General features: G+C 71.1%; 21 protein-coding genes. 9 read left to right on the top strand and 12 right to left on the bottom strand.

Translation table 11 applies throughout. The features are described 5' to 3' along the window. Positions 1-43: 43 nt before the first annotated feature. A complete protein-coding gene (locus AB0M73_RS20230; protein WP_363892456.1) occupies positions 44-562 on the bottom strand; it encodes a lytic polysaccharide monooxygenase auxiliary activity family 9 protein in 519 nt (172 codons plus the stop codon). Positions 563-790: 228 nt separating this feature from the next. On the opposite strand from AB0M73_RS20230, the gene AB0M73_RS20225 reads away from it, so the two are divergent. Continuing rightward, positions 791-1,072 carry a DUF3040 domain-containing protein gene (locus AB0M73_RS20225; protein WP_363892454.1) on the top strand — a complete coding sequence of 94 codons (282 nt, stop codon included), beginning with the start codon at positions 791-793 and terminating at the stop codon, positions 1,070-1,072. A 26-nt stretch (positions 1,073-1,098) separates the two neighbouring features. Here the strand turns inward: AB0M73_RS20225 and AB0M73_RS20220 are convergent, their stop codons facing one another. After that, positions 1,099-1,602: a M15 family metallopeptidase gene (locus tag AB0M73_RS20220; RefSeq protein WP_363892452.1), complete on the bottom strand. Its 504-nt coding sequence runs from the start codon at positions 1,600-1,602 to the stop codon at positions 1,099-1,101. A 150-nt stretch (positions 1,603-1,752) separates the two neighbouring features. On the opposite strand from AB0M73_RS20220, the gene AB0M73_RS20215 reads away from it, so the two are divergent. Further along, entirely contained in the window at positions 1,753-2,406 is a 654-nt protein-coding gene (locus tag AB0M73_RS20215) for a response regulator transcription factor (protein WP_363892450.1), read from the top strand. A 12-nt stretch (positions 2,407-2,418) separates the two neighbouring features. Here the strand turns inward: AB0M73_RS20215 and AB0M73_RS20210 are convergent, their stop codons facing one another. The 3 genes from AB0M73_RS20210 to AB0M73_RS20200 are packed head-to-tail and all read right to left on the bottom strand — an operon-like array spanning position 2,419 to position 6,290. After that, the gene (locus AB0M73_RS20210) at positions 2,419-4,743 is read right to left on the bottom strand and encodes a BTAD domain-containing putative transcriptional regulator (protein ID WP_363892448.1); all 2,325 of its coding nucleotides are present in this window, start codon (positions 4,741-4,743) and stop codon (positions 2,419-2,421) included. Positions 4,744-4,797: 54 nt separating this feature from the next. Continuing rightward, the gene (locus tag AB0M73_RS20205; protein WP_363892446.1) at positions 4,798-5,883 is read right to left on the bottom strand and encodes a cytochrome P450; all 1,086 of its coding nucleotides are present in this window, start codon (positions 5,881-5,883) and stop codon (positions 4,798-4,800) included. Continuing rightward, positions 5,880-6,290 carry a PaaI family thioesterase gene (locus AB0M73_RS20200; protein WP_363892444.1) on the bottom strand — a complete coding sequence of 137 codons (411 nt, stop codon included), beginning with the start codon at positions 6,288-6,290 and terminating at the stop codon, positions 5,880-5,882. The genes AB0M73_RS20205 and AB0M73_RS20200 overlap by 4 nt, the downstream gene beginning before the upstream one ends. Positions 6,291-6,432: 142 nt before the next feature. Between AB0M73_RS20200 and AB0M73_RS20195 the strand changes: the two genes are divergently transcribed. Beyond that, positions 6,433-7,074, top strand: coding sequence for a helix-turn-helix transcriptional regulator (locus AB0M73_RS20195; RefSeq protein ID WP_363892442.1), 642 nt, complete (start codon positions 6,433-6,435; stop codon positions 7,072-7,074). Between the two features lie 98 nt (positions 7,075-7,172). Here AB0M73_RS20195 and AB0M73_RS20190 read toward each other — a convergent pair whose 3' ends face one another. Together AB0M73_RS20190 and AB0M73_RS20185 are read right to left on the bottom strand one after the other, a co-directional pair. Beyond that, on the bottom strand, positions 7,173-7,634 hold the full coding sequence (locus tag AB0M73_RS20190) for a MarR family transcriptional regulator (RefSeq protein WP_363892440.1): 462 nt from the start codon (positions 7,632-7,634) through the stop codon (positions 7,173-7,175). Positions 7,635-7,694: 60 nt separating this feature from the next. After that, positions 7,695-10,148 carry a tetratricopeptide repeat protein gene (locus tag AB0M73_RS20185; protein ID WP_363892438.1) on the bottom strand — a complete coding sequence of 818 codons (2,454 nt, stop codon included), beginning with the start codon at positions 10,146-10,148 and terminating at the stop codon, positions 7,695-7,697. A 132-nt stretch (positions 10,149-10,280) separates the two neighbouring features. On the opposite strand from AB0M73_RS20185, the gene AB0M73_RS20180 reads away from it, so the two are divergent. Continuing rightward, complete coding sequence (locus AB0M73_RS20180) at positions 10,281-10,832, top strand: GNAT family N-acetyltransferase (protein ID WP_363892436.1); 552 nt, start codon at positions 10,281-10,283, stop codon at positions 10,830-10,832. Between the two features lie 139 nt (positions 10,833-10,971). Here the strand turns inward: AB0M73_RS20180 and AB0M73_RS20175 are convergent, their stop codons facing one another. Further along, positions 10,972-12,024, bottom strand: a complete 1,053-nt coding sequence (locus AB0M73_RS20175) for a glycosyl hydrolase family 18 protein (protein ID WP_363892434.1) — start codon at positions 12,022-12,024, stop codon at positions 10,972-10,974. Positions 12,025-12,183: 159 nt separating this feature from the next. Then, on the bottom strand, positions 12,184-12,912 hold the full coding sequence (locus AB0M73_RS20170; RefSeq protein ID WP_363892432.1) for a G1 family glutamic endopeptidase: 729 nt from the start codon (positions 12,910-12,912) through the stop codon (positions 12,184-12,186). Positions 12,913-13,229: 317 nt separating this feature from the next. Between AB0M73_RS20170 and cei the strand changes: the two genes are divergently transcribed. Together cei and AB0M73_RS20160 are read left to right on the top strand one after the other, a co-directional pair. Beyond that, on the top strand, positions 13,230-13,862 hold the full coding sequence (gene cei / locus AB0M73_RS20165; protein WP_363892430.1) for an envelope integrity protein Cei: 633 nt from the start codon (positions 13,230-13,232) through the stop codon (positions 13,860-13,862). 144 nt (positions 13,863-14,006) lie between these two features. Next, a complete protein-coding gene (locus AB0M73_RS20160; RefSeq protein ID WP_363892428.1) occupies positions 14,007-14,579 on the top strand; it encodes an HAD family acid phosphatase in 573 nt (190 codons plus the stop codon). Positions 14,580-14,664: 85 nt separating this feature from the next. Here AB0M73_RS20160 and AB0M73_RS20155 read toward each other — a convergent pair whose 3' ends face one another. Both AB0M73_RS20155 and AB0M73_RS20150 read right to left on the bottom strand, forming a co-directional pair. Further along, entirely contained in the window at positions 14,665-15,213 is a 549-nt protein-coding gene (locus AB0M73_RS20155; RefSeq protein ID WP_363892426.1) for a hemerythrin domain-containing protein, read from the bottom strand. Positions 15,214-15,309: 96 nt separating this feature from the next. Next, positions 15,310-16,671, bottom strand: a complete 1,362-nt coding sequence (locus AB0M73_RS20150) for an NAD-dependent succinate-semialdehyde dehydrogenase (RefSeq protein WP_363892424.1) — start codon at positions 16,669-16,671, stop codon at positions 15,310-15,312. Between the two features lie 269 nt (positions 16,672-16,940). On the opposite strand from AB0M73_RS20150, the gene AB0M73_RS20145 reads away from it, so the two are divergent. Further along, the gene (locus AB0M73_RS20145) at positions 16,941-18,095 is read left to right on the top strand and encodes a 4-hydroxybenzoate 3-monooxygenase (protein WP_363892422.1); all 1,155 of its coding nucleotides are present in this window, start codon (positions 16,941-16,943) and stop codon (positions 18,093-18,095) included. A 54-nt stretch (positions 18,096-18,149) separates the two neighbouring features. After that, a complete protein-coding gene (locus AB0M73_RS20140) occupies positions 18,150-19,808 on the top strand; it encodes a methyltransferase (protein ID WP_363892420.1) in 1,659 nt (552 codons plus the stop codon). Here the strand turns inward: AB0M73_RS20140 and AB0M73_RS20135 are convergent. Beyond that, entirely contained in the window at positions 19,799-20,494 is a 696-nt protein-coding gene (locus AB0M73_RS20135) for a hypothetical protein (protein WP_363892418.1), read from the bottom strand. The two genes, AB0M73_RS20140 and AB0M73_RS20135, sit on opposite strands and share 10 nt — an antisense overlap. A 152-nt stretch (positions 20,495-20,646) precedes the next feature. Here AB0M73_RS20135 and AB0M73_RS20130 point away from each other — a divergent pair, with 152 nt between their 5' ends. Further along, complete coding sequence (locus AB0M73_RS20130; RefSeq protein ID WP_363892416.1) at positions 20,647-24,099, top strand: BTAD domain-containing putative transcriptional regulator; 3,453 nt, start codon at positions 20,647-20,649, stop codon at positions 24,097-24,099. Positions 24,100-24,545: the final 446 nt, after the last annotated feature.

The raw sequence follows: 24,545 nt of genomic DNA, 5'->3' as shown, positions 1-24,545 counted from the left end.
CGTCCATCCACAACGGACGGACGGGCCGCCGAAAGGCCTAAAGCTACCTCACGTTCAGGTCGATGCAGCTGTAGAAGGCGTTGGACGTGTCGGCGATGTTCCAGATGGCCAGCACGGTGATGCGGCCGGAGCGGCTGCCGAGATTGACGGAGTGGGAGACGGTTGCGGGCGGAACCTGGTTGTTGCCACTGAAGTCGCCGACCTTGGTGCCACCGACGTAGTACTCGTAGTTGGTGGTGCGGTGGCGCGCGGTGAAGGTCCAGTTGAAGGTCACCGTCTTGCCGACGGACGCGGCCTGCCACGGCTTGGAGTTGTCGTTGAGCTCGGCGAACCGGGCCACGCCGCCGTTGCAGCTGCGCAAACCCTTGGGCCCCTCCACACTCTGGGGCTCGTACTGGATCGCGCCGCAGGACACCGTGTGCGAGGCGCACTGGGCCTGACGGCTGGCGGGTGAGTTGACGTAACCGTGCGCGCTGGCGAGGGCAGCGGGACCGGCCACGACGATCAGGGGCGCCGCGACCGCGCCCGCGAGGGCAGCGACCAGCCTTTTGTTCAGATTCATGCCGACTCCTTGCAGGGTTGCCCCACAACGGGCGTCGCGAGCGCCACGAGGGGGCGGGAGCGGGACGAAAGAGACGAAATGTGGTTCAGACCATAGCGACGGCTGCCGATCACCGTCAAGACACGCTCGTTCACAGATACGACGGAGCAGACTCGAAAATATGTTCGACAGAGCAGCCTCGGGCTGGAACAATATGAGGCGTCAGTCGGTCAACCGGCAGGGGGAGCCATGACGCTGCGTGACGACGAGCTGCGATCGCTCGCGGAGATCGAACGATCGTTGACGACGACCGATCCCAACCTGGCCCGCAAGATGGCGGAGCTGCGGCCGCTCACGCCGGGCTCGGCGGCGGCGCTGATCGCCGGCTGCCTGGCCATGCACGCCAGCGGCATCGTGATCGCGGTGGCCGGCAACGGGATCGACTCGCCGGCCACGGTCGCGATCGGCCTGTTCCTGGTGGTCGGCTTCCCGGCGCTGGCGGTGTGGCACCTGTGGTGGCGCCGCCGCTGAGCCGGAGTCCACAAAGGATGGAAAGATCAGCCTGCGGCGTCCGGCCGCTGCGGCGGGCACTGGCCGCCCGGCGTCGTCAACAGTTCGAAGTGCCACATCTCGTTGGAGTAGGCCTGACACAACCCGTAGTCGGCGCCATGCCGGTTCACCCAGTCGTCGGCGTCGGTCGGCCCGATGTCGACGGCCTTGCCCGTGACGTGGGTGGACTTGTCCGGCGTGTTGACGTACTGCCGTGCCGCGGCCAGCGTGCCGTACTTGCGGACGGCGTCGTCGAGCAACTGCTGCTGGTAGGCCTTGCTGCGCCAGCCGGAGGTGATCCGCACGGTGATGTCGTGCCCCTGGGCATCCCGAGCGGCCTGCTGCACGGCGGCCAGCAGCGCCGGGTCCAGGTTGTGGATCGCCGCCTTGGCGGTGTCGAAGGGGCTGATGTTGTTGTTGTCCGGAATGACGCCGTCGGCGTCCCCGAGCGGGGCGGCGGCGCTGGTCCCGCACGCGGACACGAGCAGCACAGCCGCCAAGGCAGCGAACACCGGACGAATGGACAACGAGCACCCCTACTCACCAACGGCAGCAATCCGTAGCAGACACACTCCCCACCTTTTGTGACAGTTCTGCGCGCACGGGCCGACAACACCGCGACGGTCACTGAATCATCAGTTGTGCCGCCTACCGTTTTCACCATGAGCACCGCACTCGCCACCGTCTCCACGATCGGCCCGCGCACCGAGCAGATCTTCCCGGTCCGCCTGGCCGTCGACGACGCGCTGACGAGGGACGCGGTGGCGCAGGCGATCGCGGGCCACCCCCGGCTGCGCCTGACCGACGCCGCCGCGTCGGGCGAGGTGCTGCTGGCGATCGCCACCGAGGTCACCGACGAGCTGCTGGCCAGCATCACCGGCGACACCGCTCCCCCGGTGCTCCTGGTGGCGGATCGCCTTGGCGGCCGGCAGTTGCTGCGCAGCCTGCACGCCGGCGTGGTGAGCTTCCTGCCCCGCCGCTCGACCGACCTGACGACGATCACCAAGGCGCTGGTGACGACGGCGGAGGGCCGGTCGGTGCTGCCGCCGTCGGTGGCCCGACTGCTGGTGGACCACCTGCGGCGCATCGACCGCGTGCTGATCACGACGACCGGTTACGGCGTCGCGGGCCTGGACGCGCGCGAGGTGGAAGTGCTCAGACTGGTGGCGCAGGGCGCCGAAAACGCGGATATCGCCCGTGAGCTCAAGTATTCCGAGCACACGATCAAGCGCATCCTGAAGGATCTGCTGAGCCGCCACAATCTGCAGAACCGCGCGCATGCCGTCGCTTATGCGCTGCGGATCGGCGCGATCTGACCAAGCCCGGATCTAGTCGAGAACGGCGGACAGCCGCGCGCGGACGACCTCGTTCTCGAACAGGCCGAGCTCCGCGCCGGCGTTGAGCAGGTAGCGCAGCAGCGTCTTGGTGTCGTCGGACACCGGGCCGCCGCTGACGCCGAGTCGGGTGTCCATGACCTGCAACGCTTCCGCGATGACGATGCCGGCGGTCTTGCGGTCGCCGCGCGACTCCTCGACGCCGGCCAGCCCGATCAGGGTGATCACCACCCGCCGCGGGTCGTCGACCTCCTTACCGACGATCAGCGATTCCCGGTACAGGGTCACGGCTTCGTCGAACCGGCCCGTGCACTGGGCGACGCCGGCCAGGCCCATCAGCAGCCGCGCCCGCGGCGCCGGCTCGACGGCCTTGGCCAGGCTGTAGCGGACGCTGTCCTCCCAGTCCTGCAACAGCCCCCGGCGCAGGTAGAAGCGCTGCATGGGAATGGTGAGCCGCCACGGCTCGTCGATCTGCCGGATGAGCGTCTCGACGACCTCGTACTCGCGGGTGTACCAGCCGACGGCCTCGCGCTCGTTCCGTTCCGCGGCCAGGCTGTCGTGCGCCCACTGCGCGCCTTGCACGTAGTGCTCGACCATCCGGGCCCGCGCGCCGGCTCGATCCGCGTCGGAGTCGATCTCCTGGCTGAGGTCGAGGGCATAGGCCATCACGAGCTCATGCGCCTGGTACCGGCCCGGCCGTGGCTGGTCGACCAGCCACGAGTCGAGGAGTTCGGCCAGTGCGGCCTCGGCCGTCGGCGCGTCGACGTCGAGCAGCCGAGCCGTGACGGGCGCGGAGAAGCCGTCCACGGGATGCAGGCTGAGCAGCCGGAAGAGCCGGGCCGCCGTGGGCCCGAGCCGGTCGTACGACCACGAGAACACCGTGCGCAGGCCGGGGCCGGCGCCGAGCACGCTGGTCAGGTCGTCGACCACCGCGGCCAGGGTGAAGCCGGGATTCATCAGCAGCCGCGCGGCGACCAGCGACAGCGCCAGCGGCAGACCGCCACAGGCCTGCACGATCCGATCGGCGGCGGCGGGTTCCGCGTCGACCCGGTCCCCGCCGAGGCGGTGCACGAGCAGGTCCCGGGATTGGCCGGGGTCCAGCATTCCGACGGATACCACCCCTACTTTGCCGACGTCGGACAGCTGGGGCAGCCGGCGCTTGAGTGTCAACAACAGCAGCGAACCCGCCTGCGCGGGCACGAGTCCACGGACCTGCTCGACGGTGCAGGCCCCGTCGACGACCACCAGCAGCTCCTTGCCGGCGGTCATCCGACGGTACTCCGCGGCCAGTTCGTCGAGGGTCTCCGGCACCTCCTCCGCCGGCAGGCCGAGGGCGCGCAGGAACGACCGCAGCATCGGCACACCGGTGTGGGGCCCCGCGTGGTGCAGGTTCACGTACAGCTGCCCGTCGCGGAACCGGAGCTTGCGCCGATGGGCCCAGTGGACGGCCAGTGTGGACTTGCCGGCGCCGGGCATTCCGTCCAGCGACAGGATCTGCACCGGCTCCGCGGCCAGCCGGTCGAGTTCGGCCAGCTCGCGGTCGCGGCCGGCGAAGGACCGCACGTCGGCCGGCAGCTGCGCGGGCCGCAGCACGGCGGCGCGCACGTCGGCCATCCGCAACGCGGCTCGCAACTCCTTGCCGGGATCGATGCCGAGCTGCTCGACCAGGCGCAGCGCGATGTCCCGGTAGACGTCCTCGGCCACGCCCGGGCGCCCCATCGCCACCAGCAGCTTCATCAGCCGCACGTGCAGTGCTTCGTCCAGCGGCAGCCAGCGCGCGATCCGCCGCACGACATCGTGCACGGCATCGGGGGTTCCCAGGGCGAGCGCGCGGTCGGCGGCGGCCCGCGCGGCGTCGGCGACCTCGTGGTCGATTTCCGCGAACGCCGGGTGCGACCGGTTGACCTCGGCGGCGCAACGGCCCTGGACCAGACCCAGCGCCTCGGCGTACTCCCCCAGCCCGCAGGACATGTGGGCACGCGCGACGAGTGCGCGGAACCGGGACAGGTCACACGCCTCGGGTTCGATGTGCAGCTCGTAGCCGCCGGCCTGCCGGGTCAGCAGCTCACCCTGACTGCGTGCCGTCAGCCCGGGTTCGAGCGCCCGCCGCAGCGCGCCTACGTACCGGTGCACGAGGTTGGCCGCGCTGGTCGGGGCGCGCTCCCCCCACACCAGGTCGATCAGCTCGGACTGGCCGGCCGGCTTGCCCGCCTTGGCCAGCAGCAGCGCCAGCACCGCGCGCTGCTGTGGCGGGCCCAGCTCGACCGCGTGGCCGTCCCGGGCGGCCGTCACCGGGCCGAGCACCGTGAACGTCAACACCTCCGGGATTCTACGGCAGTCAGGCGAACGAACCATCAGCCGCGCTGACGGTCCTCACCACATCACCGGCAGCGAGCGCAGGCCGTGCACCGGCGACCGGTCCGTGAACACCAGCTCGGTGCGCGGCTTGGCCAGCCGCAGCTGCGGATGCAGGCTGAACAGGGCGGTCAGGCCCTCCTGCACCAGCACGCGGGCCAGCTGGCTGCCGAGGCACTGGTGCGCCCCGTAGCCGAACGCGAGGTGTGCTCGCGAAGTCGGCCGCACCAGGCGCAACTCGTCCGGATGGTGGAAGACGGCCGGGTCGCGGTTGGCCGAGCTGATCGACACGACCACGCACTCGCCCTTGCGCACCACCCGCTCGCCGATCCGCACGTCCTCGGTGGCGTACCGGGGCAGGCCCTGCTGGACCACCGTCAGGTAGCGCAGCAGCTCCTCGACGGCCACCGACACCGCGACCTCGCCCTCGGTCAGCGACTCCACCCGGCGCGGGTCCTCCATCAGCACCAGCGCGCTCAGCGTGAGCATGCCGATCGAGGTCTCGCAGCCGGCGTGCAACACGGTCATCGCGAGGCCGACCATCTCCGCGGTCGACGGCGGCTCGGCCATCACGGCCGCCTGCCGCAGCAGACCCGAGATCAGATCGGTGGTGGGCTCGCGGCGGCGCTGGTCGACGACGTCGGTGAGCATCGGCCGCAGCAGCGCGGCCTCCAGCCCGACCGGGAAGCCCTCCGGCAGACCGACCAGCTCGCCGAGCACGCGGCCCGTCACCGGCCGGGCGAAGTCGGTGACGAGGTCGGCCGGCGACTCCAGGATCGCCACGCGTTCCTCGGCGGCCTTGCGGACGCGCAGCCGCCAGCCCTCGGCGCGGCGGATGGTCAGCTCCGGGATCAACAGCTGGCGCAACCGCTTGTGCTCGGGGCCGTCGATGTCGATCACGCCGCGTGACTCGACCGGGCCCCGCGCGGTGAACCGCTTGTCGGAGAGCACGAGGCGGGCATCCTCGTGCCGGGTGACCAGCCAGGCCGGCGCGCCGGCCGGCGTCACCACCAGCGAGACGGGCTCGTCCCGGCGCAGCCGGGCGAACTCGGTCGGTGGGTCGAACGGGCAGTGCGCCGGCCGGCGCAACGGCATTGTGTTCATCGGGTCCTCTCCTCAGGGGACACCACGAGGCAGGTGGTTGCCGCGGTGGCCAGCACGTCGCCGGCCGCGTCGCAGACGTCGGCCTCGGCGAACTGGACCTGGTGACGGGACTCCCGGACCCAGCCGCGGGCGTAGACCTCGCCGACGGCCCGGTCGACCGGGCGCACGTAGCTGACCCGGAGGTCGAGCATCACGTAGTCGCCGCCGGGACGGAGCGTGCTGCGAACCGCGAAGCCCAGCACCGCCTCCAACAGCCCGGCCATCGCCGGCACGTGTCGCAGCTCGGTGGCGATGACCACGTCGCCCTCCTCCACACACACCCAGCGCGGCTCGCCGCCCGCCGGCAACGGCGGGCTCGACGTCGTCCGCAGCACGTCCAGACCGGACGGCTGTTCGACCGCCTCCATCGGCTCCTCCCGTGTCCTGGTGCCGATCAGGCCACAGCGGCGGGGAACCGGGACAGGTCCGACGACCAACGGGTACGCGATCCGATCCGCCCGGCGCACCACGGTCACTCGATCGTCAGTTCCGGTGGCTAGCGTCGGCGCCATGGACACGGCCCTGAGGGAAATCGCGTTGCGGGAAGTCGGGCTGAAGGGCGAACCCGCGGTGTGTTTCTCGATGTTCGGCGACGATGTTCTCGCCGCGGAAGGCATTGCCGCCGCCGGCGCACGGCTGCGTTACGCGGCGACCGCGCCGGAGCAGGCCGACGCGTTGTTGGCGGTGACTATGGACCTGACCGAGGAGATCGCCTCGAACCTCGTGTTCGCGGCCGATTCCCGACGCCGGCCCGCTGTTCTTGTTGTCACGGAGACGGTTCTGGGCCAGCCGCTCGCCGAGGAGATGACCTCGGGGCCGGTCCGCCTGGTGCCCCGCCGCGACGCCTCGACGCAGGGCATTGCCGCGATGCTGCACGCCGTTGCCGCCGATCGCGGCGAGCCGGCGGCCGTGCACCTGGACCGTCTGCTGGGCGAGCTACGGCGCCGGTCGCTGCGGCCGCGCGGGCTGGACGAGCGCGAGGCACGGCTGCTGAACCTGTTGGCGGACGGGGCGGACACCGCGGCCATCGCCCGGGATCTGCACTGCTCCCACCACACCGTGAAGCGCCTGGTGCGGGATCTGTTGCAGCGCTACCACGCCCGCAACCGCGCCCACATAGTCGCCCACGCCCTCCAGTCCAACCTCATCTGACCCCCGCGAGTCACGCTCTCAGAACCACCGAATGTAGGTTTCGGGCAGCTGCCCGAAACTGTATTTCGGTGTGCCCCAGAGCGTGACTCGCGGGGGTGTCAGGGGAGGTGGCGGCGGCGTTGGTGGTCGGTGACGTCGAGGAAGGCCGCCTTGAACTGGGTGTAGGCCTCGCGGCCGAGGCGGCGGGCGTGCCGGTCCTGGATGGAGTTCATGATCTTGTCGGCCGCCCGCATCTGGGCCAGGCCGCGCTCGGTGGGGCAGACCAGCTTGGCCCGGCGGTCGGCCGGGTCGGGCCGGCGCTCGACGTAGCCCAGCCCCTCCAGCTCGTCGACCATGGTGCCGATGACCTGCTTGTGCTGGCCCGACAGCCGGGACAGGTCGGTGGCCCGCACCCCGTCGGAGTCCAGGTAGGCCAGCACGGCGCCGTGCCGCGGCAGCAGGTCCTCGAAGCCCTGCGCGGCCAGCGTGGTGAACAGCTCCTGCTGGATCGCGAACAGCAGCCGTCCCGCGAGCACACCCAGGTCGGGATTGGTCCTGTTGCGCTCCGCCCTCGTGCCCACCGTGCCTCCCGTCCCGCCGCCGATGGGGTGATCATCGCACAACGGTCGGACGGGTGACGGTCAAGGACGCTGACTGTCAGCGACGGCCACCATTCGGCCGGCGGCTGGGTGCCCCAGCTCCTGCAGTATCTCCACGGCCTCGTCCAGGGCCTTGCGCGCGGTGGGCACGTCGTGAGAACGCGTCACCGACGCGATGCTGCGCAGTGTCGCCGCCTCGGCGGCCCGGTTGCCGAACTCCCGGTGCAGGGCCAGGGCCCGCCGGTAGCTGGCCAGGGCCTCGCGGTAGCGGCCGAGCCGCCGGTTGACAAAACCGAGGGTGTCCCACGTGTCGGCCTGTGCCCGCCGCATGCCCAGTCCGGACAGGATTCCCAGCGCTTCACGGCAGTGCCCGATCGCCGCCTCGAACCTTCCCTGGCGCGCCTCGAACCAGCCGACGCCGTTGAGCGCCGCCGCCACGTCGTCCGGCCGCGCGTCCCGGCGGCTGATCGACAGCGTCCGGTCCGCGTGCAGGGCGGCGGCGGCCGGGCGACCGGCGGTGGCCCGCAGCCAGGCCGACCCGAGATGCTGCCGGGCCAACGACTGCTGATCGTCCACTTCGACGAACAACGGCATCGCGGCGGCCATCAGCTCGATCGCCGTGCCGTAGTCGCGTAGCCCGGCGTGCACACGGGCCAGACCGCGCAGCGCCTCGGCCGTGCGGCGCGGGTCCCCGGTCCGCTCGGCGCACACCAGCGCGGCGGCGCCGGCGGCCCGCAGCTCGGGCCACAGCCCGGTCTTGTCCAGGTGGTCGCCGATGATGCCGGCGAACCGCCACACGTATTCGCCGTAGCCCTCGACCAGCGCCTGGGTCATCAGCGACCGCAGCATCCGGCGCTCGGCCTCGTAGCCGCCGCAGGCCGGCGTGACCGGCTCCTCCGGCGGCACCAGCGCCAGCTTCATCCGGGCGATCGCGCCGGCCTGCCGGTTGTTGAACAGGTAGTGGTCGAACATGCGGCGGCGCAGCCGGTCCCGCTCGTCGTCGGCCAGCCGCGAGGCCGCCATCTCGACGCCGTAGTCGTGCACGAGGCCGTGCCAGCTGTACCGGCCGGGCCGGTACTCGTCGATCAGGTGCGCGGAGGCCAGCTCGTCCAGCAACGTCCGGGCGTGCTGCGGCTCGTCGCCGATCATGCTGGCCGCCGCCCCCGGGCCGATCTCCTTGGTCGGGTGCAGGGCGAGGGCGTGGAACAGGACCTCGGCATCCGGCGACAGGCTCTCGTAGGAGCGGTCGAAGGAGGCCCGCACGTCCTCGGTCATCGGGGCCGTGGTGACCCGAGCCCGGAGCCCCAGCCGGATCGGGTACGCGTCGTTGAACGCCACCAGCCCGGTCAGGTCGTCACGGCTGGTGACGATGGCCGCGCAGCCGTCCGAGCCCGGCAGCAGCTCGCGGGCCTGCTCGGCGTCGTGGGCGTTGTCCAGCACCACCAGCATCCGCCGCCCGGACAACGAACTCCGATACAGCGACGCCGGATCGCACACGTCCTGCACGCCCAGCAGCGACCGCACCGCCTCGCAGGTGGTCAGCGGCGGCCGGTCGCGGTCGAAGCCGTGCAGGTCGACGTACAGCACGCCGTCCGGGAACCGGTCGGCGGCCAACTCCGCGACGTGCATGGCCAGGCTGGTCTTGCCGACGCCGGCCATGCCGGTCACGGCGACCACCGCCGCCGGCTCGAAGGGCTCCGGCAGCCGCGTCAGCAGCGCCGCCAGCTCCGCCTCCCGTCCGACGAACCGCGTCGTCCCGACCGGATGGTCGGCCAACACCTGCCGGTACGCCTCGCGCAGCCGCCGGCCGGGATGCACACCAAGGTCGTGCCGCAGCCGGTCCCGCACCTCGCCGAACAGCTCCAGCGCGGCGGCCTGCTGGCCGTCGGCGTGCAGAAGCATCATCAGACTTGCTTGCAGCTCCTCGTCGAGCGGACGACGGCCGGCGGCGGTGCGGATCATCGGCAGCACCACGGCGGCCATGCCGTCGGCCAGCGCGCGCTCGGCGGTGGCCCGCAGCACGGCGTCGTACTCGTCGGCGAGGGCGGTGAACAGCGGATGTGAGCGAACCTCGGCCGGCACGTCCTCGGCGATTTCCCCGGTGGCCAGGGACAGCGCCTCCACGAGGTCGCTCAGCGGAGGTTCACCGGACGTCAACGCCCGGAACCGCAACAGGTCCAGCGTGTCGGCGGTCATGGCCAGCCGGTAGCCGCCCGGGGCGGGCAGCAGCCAGCGGCCGGTCGCCCGGCGCGGCAGGTCGGGCTCCAGCATGCGCCGGATCGCGCCGACGTGGCCCTGCACCACGTTGGCGGCGAGGCCGGGGGGATCGCCGCGCCACAGGGCGCGGGTGATCTCGGCCATGGTGAGCGGTTGACCGGCCCTGGCCAGCAGCAGCGCCATCAGGGCCCGGCGCTGCGGCGAGCCGAGCCTGGCCTCGCGGCCCGCCCGCCGGCCGCGCACCGGCCCCAGCACAGTCCACCAGAACGACGACTCCACGGCCCTGCCTATCGACCCGCGTGAACACGATCCTTTGATGGGCCAAACTATACGATTGAGTTCAAAATTCTCATCGGTCCGTCCGATTGTCGAGCAACGGTGACACGGAAGACCCGAAGCGGGAGGGACCAGATGGGTTTCGCGGTCAGGAAGGCCACGTATGAGGACATGCCGGCGATTGCCGCGCTGCTGGCCCAGGCCCGCGGCGACGGACTGGCCCCTGAGGAGCGGGCAGCGCGGGGCTTCATTCAGGGGCATCTTTCCGACCGGATATTGCTCAACTTCATCGGCGGAACAGGAGTTTTTGTCGCCGTTCACACTGATGAACACGGCGAGCGGAAAGTTGCCGGCACGGCGCTCACGTCCGATCCCGCCGCGATGGCCGGCGGCGACGGGCCGCCGGCCAGAACGATTGCCACCGCAACGACTTCCGGCCTGACCGACTTCGCTCTCTACGGCCCGGTCGCGGTCGATCCGCGGTTCCAGGGACGGGGCGTCGTGCGATTGTTGATCGACGCCGTGCAGAAAAGCCTTTCCCCCGACTATTCGGCGGCCGTCCTGTTCGTCGAGACGGCGAACGAGAAGTCGCTGGCCGTGCACCGACACCTCGGCATGCGCGAGGTCGGCTCGTTCGAGGTGGGCGGGCGCGACTACGTGGTCTTCGCCTTCGCCCTCGGTGACTAGACCCGGAGAACGAGAAAGGTCGCCCGGCGGCCACCGTCCACGTGCGGCCGCCGGACGACCCGTTTCGGCCCCGGGACCCGCCCTGTGGGCCCCGCGACCGGCTTCGGTCACCGATCAGGACTGTCAACGATCGTGACAGTCACCGATGGGTGAAGGTCCCCATGATGGTCGAGTACTCCCACGGCAGCTGCTGGACGCCGGAGCACGCCTCCTGGTGCTGGCCCGGGCAGCTGCCGTTGTCCCGGTGCAGGCCCCAGAACGACAGCAGCGCGATGCCGTGCTGCCAGGCCCAGACGGTGAGGTCGACGGCGTCGGCGGGAGTGAACTCCTCGACCGGGCCGGTCTCGCCGCCCGAGCCGTAGTCGTCGAGCCCGATCATGGCCGTGATGCCGACCATGGACCACAGCTGCGACGGCGTCTTGTCCGGCCACAGGCCGTGCAGGGTGGTGACCAGCGCGGCGGCGGCCGACTTGGCGTCGGTGGCCATCTCGTGCTGCTTGTTGTCGTAGTAGTCGAACGTCATGATGTTGACGGTGTCGACCCGGGTGCCGTTGGCCACCGCGTTCTGCAGCATCTTCACCGCGTCGCCGTTGGGCGCGGTCGGGCCGGTGCCCATGGTGTAGACGACCTTGAGCGGGCGGCCCTGCGCGGCGGCCCACTTCTCGGTCTCCAACAGCGCCTTGTTGCGGCGGTCGATGCCCTCGGCGTTGGTCAGGGACGCGTCCTCGATGTCCATGTCCAGCTGGGTCGCGCCGTAGGAGACCAGGGCCTGCTCGTAGGCGGTGGCGATGGCGTGCACGTCGGCGCAGCTGTCGGCGATCTCGATGCCGTTGTCGCCGGCGTAGGCGCCGCCGAAGGACGGGATCAGCTGGCCGCCGCGGGCCCGCAGCTTGGCGGCGGCGTCCGCGTAGTCGGGGCCGGTGGCCACGCCGTTCGGGTAGACCTGGCAGGAGCCGGGCTTGTCGGTCTCCAGGAAGGCCAGGTTCTGGAACAGCGCGCCGGACTCGCCGGCGAACTCGGCCGGGTCGCCGGGCAGGTAGGCCTGGAAGTACGGCGCGAAGACGTGCGCCGGCACCGGCTGCGGCTGGCCGTAGGGGGTGGTCGCGGCCGCGGCGCCGGCCAGCGCGGTCGTCGCGACCGTGATGGCGGCCGCGATCGCGCCGAACCGGCGGAGTGTGATCAGGTTTCGCACCGGAGAAGGGTTACGGGGCGCGGGCCCGCAGACAGCATGCGCCGAACGGAATGGTCGGCTACGGAACCGGTTTCCTGTCCGAATTGCCGACGAGCGGCCCGTTCCCGACAGCCCTGTCAGGATATCGGGTGTCGGGAAACGGGCCGCCCGCCGGATCGATCACTCCTGGACGTAGCTCACGTCGAAGGAGCCGCCCGACAGCGCGCCGGTGCGGTCCTCGGATCCGGAGTTGTTGCTGGCGTCCAGCGCGACGCCGTTCTGCCCGGTGTAGGTGGCGCCGTCGACCTTCGCGTCGGTGAAGGTCACCGTGCCGAAGTTCGGGTAGGCGCCGGTGGGCGACTCCAGGATGAACTCGGCCGAGGCGTTCTGGCCGTTGTAGGACTTGGTGACGTGCTGGGTCCAGCCCGCCGTGTTGTCGGTGATGGTGAGCGTGTAGCTGGTGCCGCTGCGCTGCACGCTGGCGCTGAAGTTGTCGCCGGCCTGGACGGGATTGTCGTAGTAGACCGGCGAGTCCGGGTACATCTCGTACCAGGCCTGGTAGTTGGGCGACCCCGACGAGCAGTCGGTGGCCACGCCGGTCTGCTCCACCGACTGGCTGCCGTAGCCGTCGATGCCGACCCACGGCGCGTACAGGTCGTTGGAGGAGTTGCAGGTGACCGCCGGCTCGGTCCAGCTCGCGCTCACCGAGCTGAAGCCGCTGCCGGTGGACACCCAGCCCGACCAGTTGCCGCCGTCCTGGTTGAACGTGCCGCCGACCGCGTTGGCGTGGTGCGTGTGGCTCGCGTGCTGCGGGGCGAACCCGGCCGACGTGGTGGCGAGTGCGGGGGCGGCGCCGGCCAGCAGGGTGGCGGCGCCGGCCGCGGCGAACGCGAGGAGACGTGCTCGCATGGTTGTGGACCTCCGGATGCAGGGTTGGGGCCGGATGGCCCCGCCGGTGCACCGACTCTGACCGAACGTCCGTTCACCAAACACCCTGCATTCGGAGGGTTTCTCGGTTATGAGCCCGGGGTAGCCCGTCCTGTTGGGAGAGTCCGCAGGTCGGGATGTCACGTTGGCGAGGTTTGGTCGATTTCGACGCGCACTGACGTGACAGCGTCGGCGATCGGCCGGCAGTTCCGGGGTTCTCCACAGGATCGTCACCAGATAGTGATCAACAGTCACTAGGATCCGCGGTGTTGACCGGGCGCGGTTGCGAGGGTGGTGACGTGCGGTCGAAACGCTGGCGGCGAACTCGTTCGCTGGTCCTGCTCAGCCTGTTGCTGATCACCGCGATGGTGGTGTGGGTGCAGGTTTTCCGTGGTGTGCCCACGATCGACCAGTCCGTCGGCTGCACCCCGCCGACGCCGGGTGTCACCGCCGTCGGCTTTCACGACCTCGACGGCGTCGCCCCCGCCCCGCCCGGCCGGGTGCCCGTGCGGATGTTCAACGCCAGCTCCCAGCGCGGCGCCGCCGGCCTGATGTCGTTGGAGCTGGCCGACCTGGGCTTCCCCCAGGCCGCCGAGGCCGCCGACGACCCGGCCCATCCGCTGGGCAACATGAGCTGTGTCGGCCAGATCCGCTTCGGCGCCCAGGGCGCCGCCGGGGCTCGGACCCTGAGCCTGCTCGTGCCGTGCGCCCAGCTCGTGCGGGACAACCGCCCCGATGCGACGGTCGACTTCGCCGTCGGCACGAACTTCAACGGCCTCATCGTCAACACGGCTGCCCGTAAGGTGCTCGGCCAGCTCTCCATCTGGGGCCGCCAGCACCCCATCCCGCCCGGCGGCCTGCTGACCCAGGACCAGGCCATGCCCAAACTGGACACTCCGCTGTTGACGGCCGCCCGCCCCGGCCACTGCTGAACCCGAATCCGGTCCGGTCATCGGGCGAATCCGGTCACACCGCGAGCTCGTTGACCGTTGCCGCACTCGGCCCGGCAACAATATGAAGAAAATTCACCTAATCGGCACTCGTGGCGGCCGCGGCGAGATGCTGGACTGCCGGGCATGACGATCACCCTCCGATTCGCCGCCGCCGGCCTGACGGCCGGGCTGCTGGTCCTGGGCGCCGGGTCGGCGCAGGCCGCCCCCGCCGCCGCGCCGAGCGAGGCGACGTGGATCGCCGACGTCACGACCGTGACGAGCCAGGCGACCACCTATCTCCAGCAGCGGCTGTCCTCCCCCGGACGCAACGCCATCGTGCTGGACATCGACAACACCTCGCTGGAGAGCTACTACCACCCGGTCTGGACCACCCCGGCGGTCCCGCCGGTGCTGACGCTGGCCAAGCTGGCCAAGGCCGACGGCGCGGCGGTCTTCTTCGTCACCGACCGCACCGAGCTGATCCGCTCGCTCACCCAGGACAACCTGTCCGGCGTCGGCTTTCCGGTGGACGGCCTGTCCATGCGCCCGCTGTTCAACTTCGACCCGGCGCAGGTCAACAAGACCAAGGCCCGCGCGGCGATCGAGGCGCAGGGCTACACGATCGTCGCCAACATCGGCAACAACACCACGGACCTGGACGGCGGCCACGCGGAGCGCACGTTCAAACTGCCGGACTACGACGGCGCACTGAGCTGACAGAAGTAGGGGCCGGCCGGTCGGGCTGGGGGGTGGTGTCCCGACCGGCCGGCGAATCACGCCGGCACAGGCAGCCGGCGCGAGCTCATGGCACCCGGATGAGGCCGGCCAGGGCGGACACCGTCTCCGGGTCGCAGTCGGCCACGCCGAGGCGGATCACGTCGCTCCAGTCGGCGGCGCACAGGAACCGCTCCAGCAGCGGCACGAGGAACAGCTCGGTGGCGCAGATGTGCTCGCCGACGGCGTCGGAAATGCGGTCGAGGGCGTCGGCGAGCATGTCGCGGCGATGCTCGGTCGGCTCGTCCTCCCAGGCCAGGATCGCGGCCTGCACACCGAGGGACATGGCGTCCAGGGCCCGGTGCTGGCGGTGCATGACGTCGACCATGATGTCGGCCTCGCTGGGCTTGTCCCCCACCAGCTTCGGCCACAGCAGCGCGTCCTCGGCGCAGTTGTGCCGGTAGACGGCGTTGTCGACCATCCGGACCCGCGCGGCGACGAGCTGCGCGCCGTCACGGTCTCCGGCCGCGACGGCGCGCACCAAGCCGGCCCCGCGACCGACTTCACGGCGGAAGACGGCGTGCAGGTGGAACACCCGGCGACTGTCGAAGCTGCGACGCTCAGTAGCGGCGGTCATGACACCCTCCCTCTTTCGGATGTCTTGACACACGCGTGAACCGCCGTCAGCGGATGTGCTCCGGAGCGAAGGGCCCTCGGTTGTTACCCGAACGGACTAAAGGCGAATGCTTTTCTGATTCATGAACTCCTCAATGCCGGCCGGCCCGAGCTCGCGTCCCATGCCGGACCGCTTGATGCCGCCGAACGGCAGGTCGGCCTGGGAGCCGCCGGCGCTGTTGAGGTAGACCATGCCGGACTCGATCTGCTCGGCGACCCGCCGCATGCGCTCGGGATCGGTGCCCCAGACGCTGGCCCCGAGGCCGAAGGGCGAGTCGTTGGCGATCTCGATGGCCTGCTCCTCGGTCTCGGCCCTGAAGACCAGGACCACCGGCCCGAAGATCTCCTCGTAGTAGGCGTTCATCTCCGGGGTGACGTTGGCGAGCACCGTGGCCTCGAGGTACGCGCCGGGACCCTCGACCGCGTGGCCGCCGGCCAGCAGCGTCGCGCCCTGCTCCACGGCCTGCGCGACCTGGCCCGCCACCTCGTCACGGGCCGCGGTCGAGGCCAGCGGCGGCAGCTTGGTGTCGGGGTCGAGGGGATCGCCGGGCTTGAAGTAGTCGGCCACCCGCGCGGCGAGCTTGTCGACGAACTCGTCGTAGATGTCGGCGAGCACGATCATCCGCTTCGGCGCGTTGCAGGACTGGCCGCAGTTGCGCATCCGGGCGGTGGCGGTCCTGGCGACCGTCTCGTCCATGTCGTCGGAGTCCAGCACGATCAACGGATCCGAGCCGCCCAGTTCCAGCACGGCCTTCTTCAGATTCCGACCGGCCTCGGCCGCCACGGAGATGCCCGCCGCCTCCGAACCGGTCAGCGACACGCCCTGGATCCGCGGGTCGGCCAGGATGCCGGGCACCTGGCGGCTGGAGGCGAAGGTGTTGACGTACACGTCCTCCGGCACGCCGGCGTCGTGCAGGATCTGCTCGATGGCCAGTGCCGACCGCGGGCAGATCGAGGCGTGCTTGAGCAGGATCGTGTTGCCCAGCACCAGGTTGGGCGCGACGAAGCGGGCCACCTGGTAGCAGGGGAAGTTCCACGGCATCACGCCCAGCAGCGCGCCCAGCGGCGTCTTCTGGATGACGGCCTCGCCGCCGCGGATGCTCATCGGCTGGTCGGCCACGAGGTCCGGGCCGTGCTGGCCGTAGTAGTTGAAGATCTCGACGACCACGCCGACCTCGCCGCGGCCCTCGTTGATCCGCTTGCCCATCTCCAGGGTCATGATCCGCGCGAGCTCGTCGGCCCGCTCCGCGAACAGCTCCGCTGCCCGCAGGACGATCTTGGCGCGGTCCGTCGCCGGTCGCCGCCGCCAGGCCGGGAACGCGTTGTGCACCCGGGTGATCGCCGCGCCGACCTCCTCGTCCGTCGCGTTGGGGATCTGCTCGACCAGCTCGCCGGTGGCGGGGTTGGTGACTGTGTACATGGGGACGCGCGCCTCCGTTCACTCACACCGTGCCGCCTACTGTATACCGTATGCACGTCGCTCGGCAGTGACGTCCGACCCATGACGACAGCGGCACACCAGGCCCTACCCGGTCAGGTGATCAAGTCCGCGCCACCGGGTGGCGCGGCTGGACCGGCCGGCCCGGGGCCCTGTTAGCTCCGCCCCGGATGATCAACAAGGGTCACCGATAGTTGTCACAGCAAACACGGTCCGTGCCGACCGGAATGCATTCGCAGACAAGGGCGATCATGGCCGATCAGGTGACCGTGCTCATCGTGGGCGCCGGGCCCGCGGGACTGGTCCTGGGCAATCTCTTGCGCGCCAACGGCGTCGACACGCTCATCCTGGAGCGCGGCCGCCGCGAGCACGTGCAGACCAGGGCCAGGGCGGGGTTTCTGGGCGCCAACAGCGCCCGCGTGCTCACCGAGCACGGCCTCGGGGCCGGCATGCTCCGATGTGGACACTCGCACGACACGTGCGCTTTTCGGTACGGTGACGGGGAGTTCGAGCTGAACTACGCCGAACTGGGACGCGGCGAGGTGCACACCGTCTACCCGCAGCAGGCGCTGGTCACCGACCTCATCGCCGAGTACCTCGACCGCGGCGGCCGGCTGCGATTCGACGTGACCGTCACCGACGTCGACCCCACGACGGGCACTGTCCGTCACCGCGACGGCGAGATCCAGGGCCGGTTCCTGGTCGGCTGCGACGGCAGCAACGGCGTCACCCGCCGGGCCATGCCGGCCTCGGCCGCCCGTCACACCCGCGACCACGGCATCGCCTGGCTGGCCGTGCTGGCCCAAGCCCCGCAGAGCATGTCGGCGGTCACGTATGCCATGCACGACAACGGGTTCGCCGGCCACATGGCCCGCGGCCCGGAGGTCACCCGCTACTACCTCCAGGTCGACGCCGACGACAGCGCCGAGGCCTGGTCCGACGAGGGGATCTGGGCCGAGCTGGGCCTTCGTATGCAGGTCGAGCAGTTCGGCTCGCTGCGGCAGGGCCCGATCACGGAGCGCCGGATCGTGCGGCTGCGCTCGGACGTCGTCGACCCGCTGCGGCACGGCCGGATGTTCCTGGCCGGCGACGCCGCCAGCCTGATCAGCCCGTCCGCGGCCAAGGGCGCCAATCTCGCGATCATGCAGGCGGAGGTGCTGGCCAAGGCCCTGACCGACGCCGTCAAGGGCGACGAGCGCGGGCTGGACGCGTACTCCCCCACCTGCCTGCCGCGTATCTGGCGCGCGCAGGAGTTCTCCCACTGGATGATCACGCTCCTGCACGGGCCGGCCGCCGCCGCGCCGGACGCGGGCTTCCAGCGCGTGCTGCGCCGGGCCCGGCTGGACAGCCTCCGCGACTCCCGTGCCCACCAGCACTTCTTCGCCGAGAACTACGTCGGCATCTGAACCCCTCTAGTCGGATCTGCCCCGTTGTCGATCTGCCCAGTTTTGGAGTGCGCCATGACCGCGACGATCGCCCCCGCGCTCGCCCCGGAGGACCTCGACCGCCTGACCTCGGCGGCCGCGCTGATCGGCGCCGCCGACACCGAGTCCGTGCTCGCGGCGGCCATGCCGTCGCTGGGCGCGGCCGAACGCGCGGCCCTGGCCCGGTACACCCGCTTCACCCACGCGGCGGTGCTGGTCTTTCCCCGGACATTCAAGGGCCTTCGGGAGGACCTGACACGCCTGGGCGTGCGGGTCGGCCCGATGACCCCGAGCGTGGTCGTGCGGGCCCGGCTGAGCATCCGGTACGGCGTGCCGATGGAGAGCCTGACCGTCGGCATCCTGCGGGCCCGCCTGGCCGACCGGCTCGGCAACCGCTGTGAGCTGGAGATCTTCGCCATGGTCACACCGCCGGAGTTCGAGCACATCGCCGACGACGAGCGCCTGCACGGCCGCGAGAACCACTTCGCGCTGGCTGTGCCGCACGCCGACCCGGTGCTGCTGGGCGGGCTGCGGGCGGCCGTGGCCACCCGGATGCTGCCCGACGGCGGCGGCTACAACGAGCACGAGGACAACACCGTCCTCTACTTCCGCGACGCCCACCACACGGTGCCGTCCTACCGTCGCCTTGAGCTGGTCAGCGCCGGCCGTTTCCCCCGGGTTCTGACCGCCCACCTGCGGGAATCCGCCGCCGGCACGCGTCTGCTGGGGCAGATGACCGGGGCGTGGGCGACGCAGGCCATCGCCGCCGCGGCGACGCTGCGGCTGCCGGACCACCTCGTCACCATCTCCGACCTGCCGGGCCTGGCCGCCGCGACCGGCGCCGACGCGGACAGCCTCGGCCGCCTGCTCCGCTACCTGGCCTCCCTCGGCCTGGTCCGCGAGGTCGGCGACCGCTACCTGCTGACCGACATGGGCTCCCTGCTGCGGGCCGACGTCGAGGGCTCGCTGCGGCCGCTGGCCCTGATGTACGGCGGCCCGTTCTACCGGTCGTTCGGCGCGCTGGCCGATGCCGTCCGCACGGGCGAGGAGTCGTACGCGAAGGTCTTCGGCGCGCACCACTTCCAGCACATGGCCGCCGATCCCGAGCTGGCCGAGCTGTTCCACGAGTCGATGGCCGCCAGCAACGCCGTGTTCGCCGACCTGGTCCGGGTCGTCGACCTCAGCGACGTGCGGGAGGTCGTCGACATCGCCGGCGGCAACGGCGAGCTGCTGTCCCGGGTCCTCGCCGCCAACCCCGCCGCGCACGGCGTGCTGGTCGAGCGACCGCACGCCCTGGCCTCGGCGGCGGTCACGCTGGCCGGCGTGGCCGACCGGTGCCGCCTGGTCGCCGGCGACTTCACCGAGAGCGTGCCGGCGGGCGGCGACGTCTACCTGCTCTCGCGCGTGCTGCACGACTGGGACGACAACCAGTGCCGCGGCATCCTCGCCACGCTGGCCGCGGCCATGCCCCCGCACGCCGAGCTGCTGGTGATCGAGCGCCTGCTGCCGGCCGACGCCGACATCGAGTCCCTCGCCATGGCGTGGGACATCCACATGCTGTGCAACGTGGGCGGCCGGGAGCGCACCGAGTCCCACTACCACGAGCTGCTGGCCCACGCCGGCTTCGAGCTCACCGCGGCCATCGCCCTGCCGCTGGACACCTACGTGCTGCGCGCCCGCCGCGCTCAGCGGTAGGGGGTCAGGAAGCGGCGGGCCAGGGCCCTGAGGCGCTCGATGTCGCCGCTCAGGCCCTCGGACCAGACCGAGCCGGGCCGTTCCACGATCACCGGGACGGCCCGGCCGGCCGCGTCGAAACAAGCCCGCACCAGCTCCACGACGTCCGCCTCGACCTCGACGCCGCCCACGTTGACCTGGGCCAGCCGATCGCCGTGGCGGGAGGCGAACGACTTGACCTGGGTGAAGCCGCCCACCGCGAAGGCCAGCGACGCGTCCATGCCGAAGGAGGCGTCGGGATTGACCTCCATCGCCTCGTCCAGCCGATCGGGGTCGCCGGTGTTGCGCAGCAGCACAGTTCTGGTCAGCGGGCCGACGGCCAGATCGGCCGGCACCACCACCGGCATGCCCAGGCCGACGAGGCGGTCCACCTGGCCGACGGCGTGCAGCGACGGCCGCAGCCCGTGCAGTCTGAGCTGGTCACGGGCGTGCACGAGGGCATCCAAACGGGTGGATTCGCCGCAGGCGATCTCCACCGCGTTGGCGCCGTGCGTCTGGCACGCCAGCGCCGCCACCGGGAATTCCGGCGGCGTGAAGCAGGCGGTGGAGAAGCCGACGACGTCCCCGAGCGTCGTCCGGGCGGTCAGAAAAGCATGCCCGTCCTGCCGGCCGCCGACCGCGCCCTCCACCGCACCGCCCACCTCCACGCACAATCCACATCCACCCACCGCCACAGGGTTGCCGGCCGATCTCCAAACGCTCTCGACGTCGTCTTCAGAGCGGCCGCTGTGGCACAGGCGCTGCCCGATACGTGACACTGTGCGGTGATCGTGACGAGCGACCGGCGGAGTGATTCCAGATGACGAGCCAACCGACCCCCGGGCTGCGGGCCAAGCTGCTCGGGCCGGTGCGCCTGTGGGCCGGGGACCGGGAAGTCACCCTGGGCTCGCCGCTGCCGCGGGCCGTCATCGCCATGCTGGCCATGCGCACGTCCACGGTCGTTTCCCGAGAGGAGCTCATCGACGGCGTGTGGGGCGAGAACCCGCCCGCGACCGTGGAAGGCAGCCTCTACACGTACATCTCGTCGCTGCGGAAGGCGTTGGAGCCGGACCGGGGCCGGCGCGAGTCGTCGGGGCTGCTGGTGTCGGCGGGCGCGGGCTACCGGCTGCTGCTGGCGCCGGCCGACCTGGACGTCGTCGAGTTCAACCGGCTGCGTGACCACGCCGAGCACCAGCTCGCGGCCGGCGACGCCGCCGGGGCGCTGCGGTCGATCGACGAGGGGCTGTCCCTGTGGCAGGGAGAGGCGTTCTCGGGAGTGACCGGCCCGTACGCGCAGTCGCAGCGCAACCGGCTCGGCGAGCTGCGGGTGGTCGCGCGTGAGCTGCGGTCCGAGGCCGCGCTGGCCAACGGCCAGCACACCACGGCCGTGGCCGACATCGCGGGTCTAGTGCACGAGTACCCCATCCGGGAGCGGCCGCGGTCGCTTCTGATGCTGGCGCTGTACCGGTGCGGGCGGCAGGCGGAGGCGCTGACGGCGTTCCGCGAGGCCAGACAGGTGCTGATCGACGAGCTGGGCGTGGAGCCGGGGCCGCAGCTCCAGGAGCTGCACGAACGCATCCTCGCCAACGACCCGGCCCTGCTGCTGGAGGCCGCGCCGACCATCCCCGTGCAGGCCGTCGCGCCTCGGATGCCCACGCCCACCACCCCGCCGCCCACGGCGACGTTGGTGGGACGTGACCCCGAGATGGACACGCTGCGTGCGGCGGTCACGGAGGTCAGCGCCGGGCGCGGGCAGACCGTGTGGATCGAGGGCGAGCTCGGCATCGGCAAGTCCGCGCTGCTCGCGGCCGGTCTCGCGTACGCCGAGTGGGCCGGCTGCACCGTGTCCCACGCCGTGGCGGACACGCTGGGGCAGCGCTTCCCGCTGCGAGCGATGCTCGACTGCCTCGACGTGACGCCGCAGTCCACCGACCCGCGCCGCGTGGCGTTGGCGCACGCGCTGCGCGACAGCGAGGCCAACCAGTCCATCGTCGGCGGCGGCAACAGCATCTTCAGCACCATCGACCGGCTGGTGGCGTTGGTCGAGGAGCTGTGCGCGGACGGGCCGCTGGCCGTAGGCCTCGACGACGTGCAGTGGGCTGACGAGTCCAGCCTGGAGGTGTGGCACCGGCTGTGCCTGCTCACCGCCAAGCTGCCGCTGCTGCTCGTCGGCGCCACGCGCCCCGCGCACCAGCGCCCTGAGGTGGACCAGCTGCGCCGTGACACGGAGAGCCTCGGCGGCGCGGTGATGCGGCTGGCGCCGCTGACGGTCGACGCCGTCGCCGGCATGGTCGGCACCCTCGTCGGCGCGCCCCCGGGGCCGCGGCTGCGGGAGATCGCGCGGCGCTCCGGCGGCAACCCCCTGTACCTGCGGGAGATGGCCGACGCCCTGGTGCGTGAGCGCATCGTCCACGTCACGGACACCGCCGAGGTCGCGCGCGAGGCGTTCGAGCGCGTGCCGGCGTCGCTGGTGCAGGCCGTCACCGGCCGTCTCGGTTTCCTGTCCGAGGCCACGCGCGAGGTGCTGCGGTGGGCGGCGCTGCTCGGCGGCGAGTTCGGCGTCGTCGACCTGTCGGTGGTGGTCGGTAAGTCGGTGTCGGCGCTGGTGCAGCCGTTCGAGGAGGCCATCGCGGCCGGCGTGCTGCGCGACGCCGGTCTGCGGCTGGCGTTCCGGCACCCGCTGATCCGCCAGTCCCTGTACGAGGGCACCCCGTCGGCGCTGCGGGTGGCCCTGCACTACCAGGCCGCGCAGGCGCTGGCCGATGCCGGCGTGCCCGAGGAGCACGTCGCCGAGCAGCTGTTGGCCGCCGAGGCCGGCATGGGGCCGTGGGCCGCGCAGTGGCTGGTGGAGGCCGCCCCCGTGCTGCACCATCGCGCGCCGCTGGTCGTGGTGGAGCTGCTGCAACGCGTGCTGGAGACCGTGCACATCGCGGAGACGCGGCGGGCCGTGCTGATGGCGCACCTGACCAGCGTGCTGTTCCGCATCGGCCGTGACGCTGAGGCCGAGCAGTGGGGCCGCAAGGCGTTGCCCAACTTGAAGGACGCCGATCTCGCGGCCGAGGTGCGCTGGGTGCTGGCGTACGTGCCGTACCGCGCGTCGCAGGCCGAGCGCGCCGTGGCGATGCTGGACGAAGCCCTCGCCGACCCGTCGCTGCCCCAGCTGTGGCGCGCGCGGCTCATGTCGTTGCTGGCCTTGGTGCAGCGGGCCGGCGCGGGTGAGCTGGACCTGTCCGCCGAGACCGCGCAGCGGGCCGTCGAGGTCGGCGAGGAGGTCGGCGACGCCTTCTCCGTCGGGCAGTCGCTTGAAGTGCTGTGGCAGGTCGAGGCCGTGCGCCGCGACTACGCGCGTGGCGTCGAATACCTCAACCGGGCCATGGACATCGTCGGCACCGAGATCAGCCTCACCGACCTGCGGCTGGTTCTGTTGGACAACCGCATGTTCACCTTGCAGTGCCTGGACCGTCTGCAGGAGGCCGGCGAGGACCTGCGTATGGCCTTCGAGATCGCCGGCCACGGCGCTCCCCTGGCCGGGCTGCACGTCGCCGGCGCCGTGCACCGGTACTGGCTGGGGGAATGGGACCAGGCCCAGCACGACCTCGCCGCCGCGTTGGACGACTCCCCCGACTTCACCGGCTACGGCCTGCGTGAGGGCGGTCCCGTGTTGTTGTTGCACGGCTGCGGGGCGTTGATCGCCGCGCACCGGGATGAGGCCGAGCGGGTTCAGCGGCATTTGTCGATCGGGATGAACCTGCCCGTGGTGAGCGAGGCGGAGCGGGAGAACAACGATTTTTTGATCGCCGCCAAGGCCATGGCCGCCGCGCGCGAGGGCCGGTTGGATGATGCGGTGTCCGAGCTGGGCGTGATCCTCGATCCCCAGAACGAGGGCATGATGCTCCGGCACCAGTGGCTGCCCGAGCTCGTGCGCATGGCCATCGACAACGGGGACATGGCCACCGCGCGGGAAGCCGTCGCCGCCTGCGAAGCCGAGGCCCATCGGGAGACCACCGCCGCTCGTGCCGCCGCCGCCGCGCAGCGGTGTCGGGCCGTGATCGAGCGAGACGCCGACGCCTTGGTGGCTGTCGCGACGCACTACCGGGCCGTGGGGCGGGTGTTCGAGCTGGCCCAGACGTTGGAGGAGCGGGCGGTGCTGTTGGCGGGGAGCGGGCGGGGAGACGAGGCGGCCAGGGTGCTGGCGGAGAGCGTGGAGCTGTATCGGGGGTTCGGGGCGGAGTGGGACATTCGGCGGGCTGAGGCTGCGGTTCGGGGAGTTTAGGGGTTCGGGGGCTGGCTTTTCGTGGTTCGCGGGGGTGGATTTTCGTGGTTCATTGGGGTGGCTTTTCGTGGTTTGGTTGCGTTGGGTCGCGTGGATTTGGCGTGGAGCCTCTGATCGATGACGCGAGGGGCAAATAGGGGCAGGCAGGCCTGCCCCTCGCATAGCCAATTGTATGACATCGATCCCCTCCACGCAAAATCCACGCTTTTCTGGATGGTTGGAGGTGGAAGGTTGACGGAAAAGCTTTTCTCTCACCTCTCACCTCTCACCTCTCAGCTCCCACCTACCACCTCCCACTCTCACCTCCCAGCTCCCACCTCCCACCTCCCACCTCTCACTCTCACCTCCCAGCTCCCACCTACCACCTCTCACTCTCACCTCCCAGCTCCCAGCTCCATTTCTCTGCTATCCCACCTTCTCCCTCCTCCCACCCTCCCGCCCCCTCC

Source organism: Kutzneria sp. NPDC051319, assembly GCF_040682195.1.
GTDB lineage: Bacteria > Actinomycetota > Actinomycetes > Mycobacteriales > Pseudonocardiaceae > Kutzneria.
Note: the sequence above shows the minus strand (reverse complement) of the source record. Positions and strands in the feature narration are given on the sequence as shown.

What these genes read in the sequence shown, in the direction of transcription:
- AB0M73_RS20195 (WP_363892442.1), top strand. Translation starts at nt 6,433, where the DNA reads ATGGACACGGCCCTGAGGGAAATCGCGTTGCGGGAAGTCGGGCTGAAG.
- AB0M73_RS20130 (WP_363892416.1), top strand. Translation starts at nt 20,647, where the DNA reads ATGACGAGCCAACCGACCCCCGGGCTGCGGGCCAAGCTGCTCGGGCCG.
- AB0M73_RS20170 (WP_363892432.1), bottom strand. Translation starts at nt 12,912, where the DNA reads ATGCGAGCACGTCTCCTCGCGTTCGCCGCGGCCGGCGCCGCCACCCTG.
- AB0M73_RS20230 (WP_363892456.1), bottom strand. Translation starts at nt 562, where the DNA reads ATGAATCTGAACAAAAGGCTGGTCGCTGCCCTCGCGGGCGCGGTCGCG.
- AB0M73_RS20150 (WP_363892424.1), bottom strand. Translation starts at nt 16,671, where the DNA reads ATGTACACAGTCACCAACCCCGCCACCGGCGAGCTGGTCGAGCAGATC.
- AB0M73_RS20145 (WP_363892422.1), top strand. Translation starts at nt 16,941, where the DNA reads ATGGCCGATCAGGTGACCGTGCTCATCGTGGGCGCCGGGCCCGCGGGA.
- AB0M73_RS20180 (WP_363892436.1), top strand. Translation starts at nt 10,281, where the DNA reads ATGGGTTTCGCGGTCAGGAAGGCCACGTATGAGGACATGCCGGCGATT.
- AB0M73_RS20205 (WP_363892446.1), bottom strand. Translation starts at nt 5,883, where the DNA reads ATGAACACAATGCCGTTGCGCCGGCCGGCGCACTGCCCGTTCGACCCA.
- AB0M73_RS20140 (WP_363892420.1), top strand. Translation starts at nt 18,150, where the DNA reads ATGACCGCGACGATCGCCCCCGCGCTCGCCCCGGAGGACCTCGACCGC.
- AB0M73_RS20155 (WP_363892426.1), bottom strand. Translation starts at nt 15,213, where the DNA reads ATGACCGCCGCTACTGAGCGTCGCAGCTTCGACAGTCGCCGGGTGTTC.
- AB0M73_RS20160 (WP_363892428.1), top strand. Translation starts at nt 14,007, where the DNA reads ATGACGATCACCCTCCGATTCGCCGCCGCCGGCCTGACGGCCGGGCTG.
- AB0M73_RS20225 (WP_363892454.1), top strand. Translation starts at nt 791, where the DNA reads ATGACGCTGCGTGACGACGAGCTGCGATCGCTCGCGGAGATCGAACGA.
- AB0M73_RS20215 (WP_363892450.1), top strand. Translation starts at nt 1,753, where the DNA reads ATGAGCACCGCACTCGCCACCGTCTCCACGATCGGCCCGCGCACCGAG.
- AB0M73_RS20200 (WP_363892444.1), bottom strand. Translation starts at nt 6,290, where the DNA reads ATGGAGGCGGTCGAACAGCCGTCCGGTCTGGACGTGCTGCGGACGACG.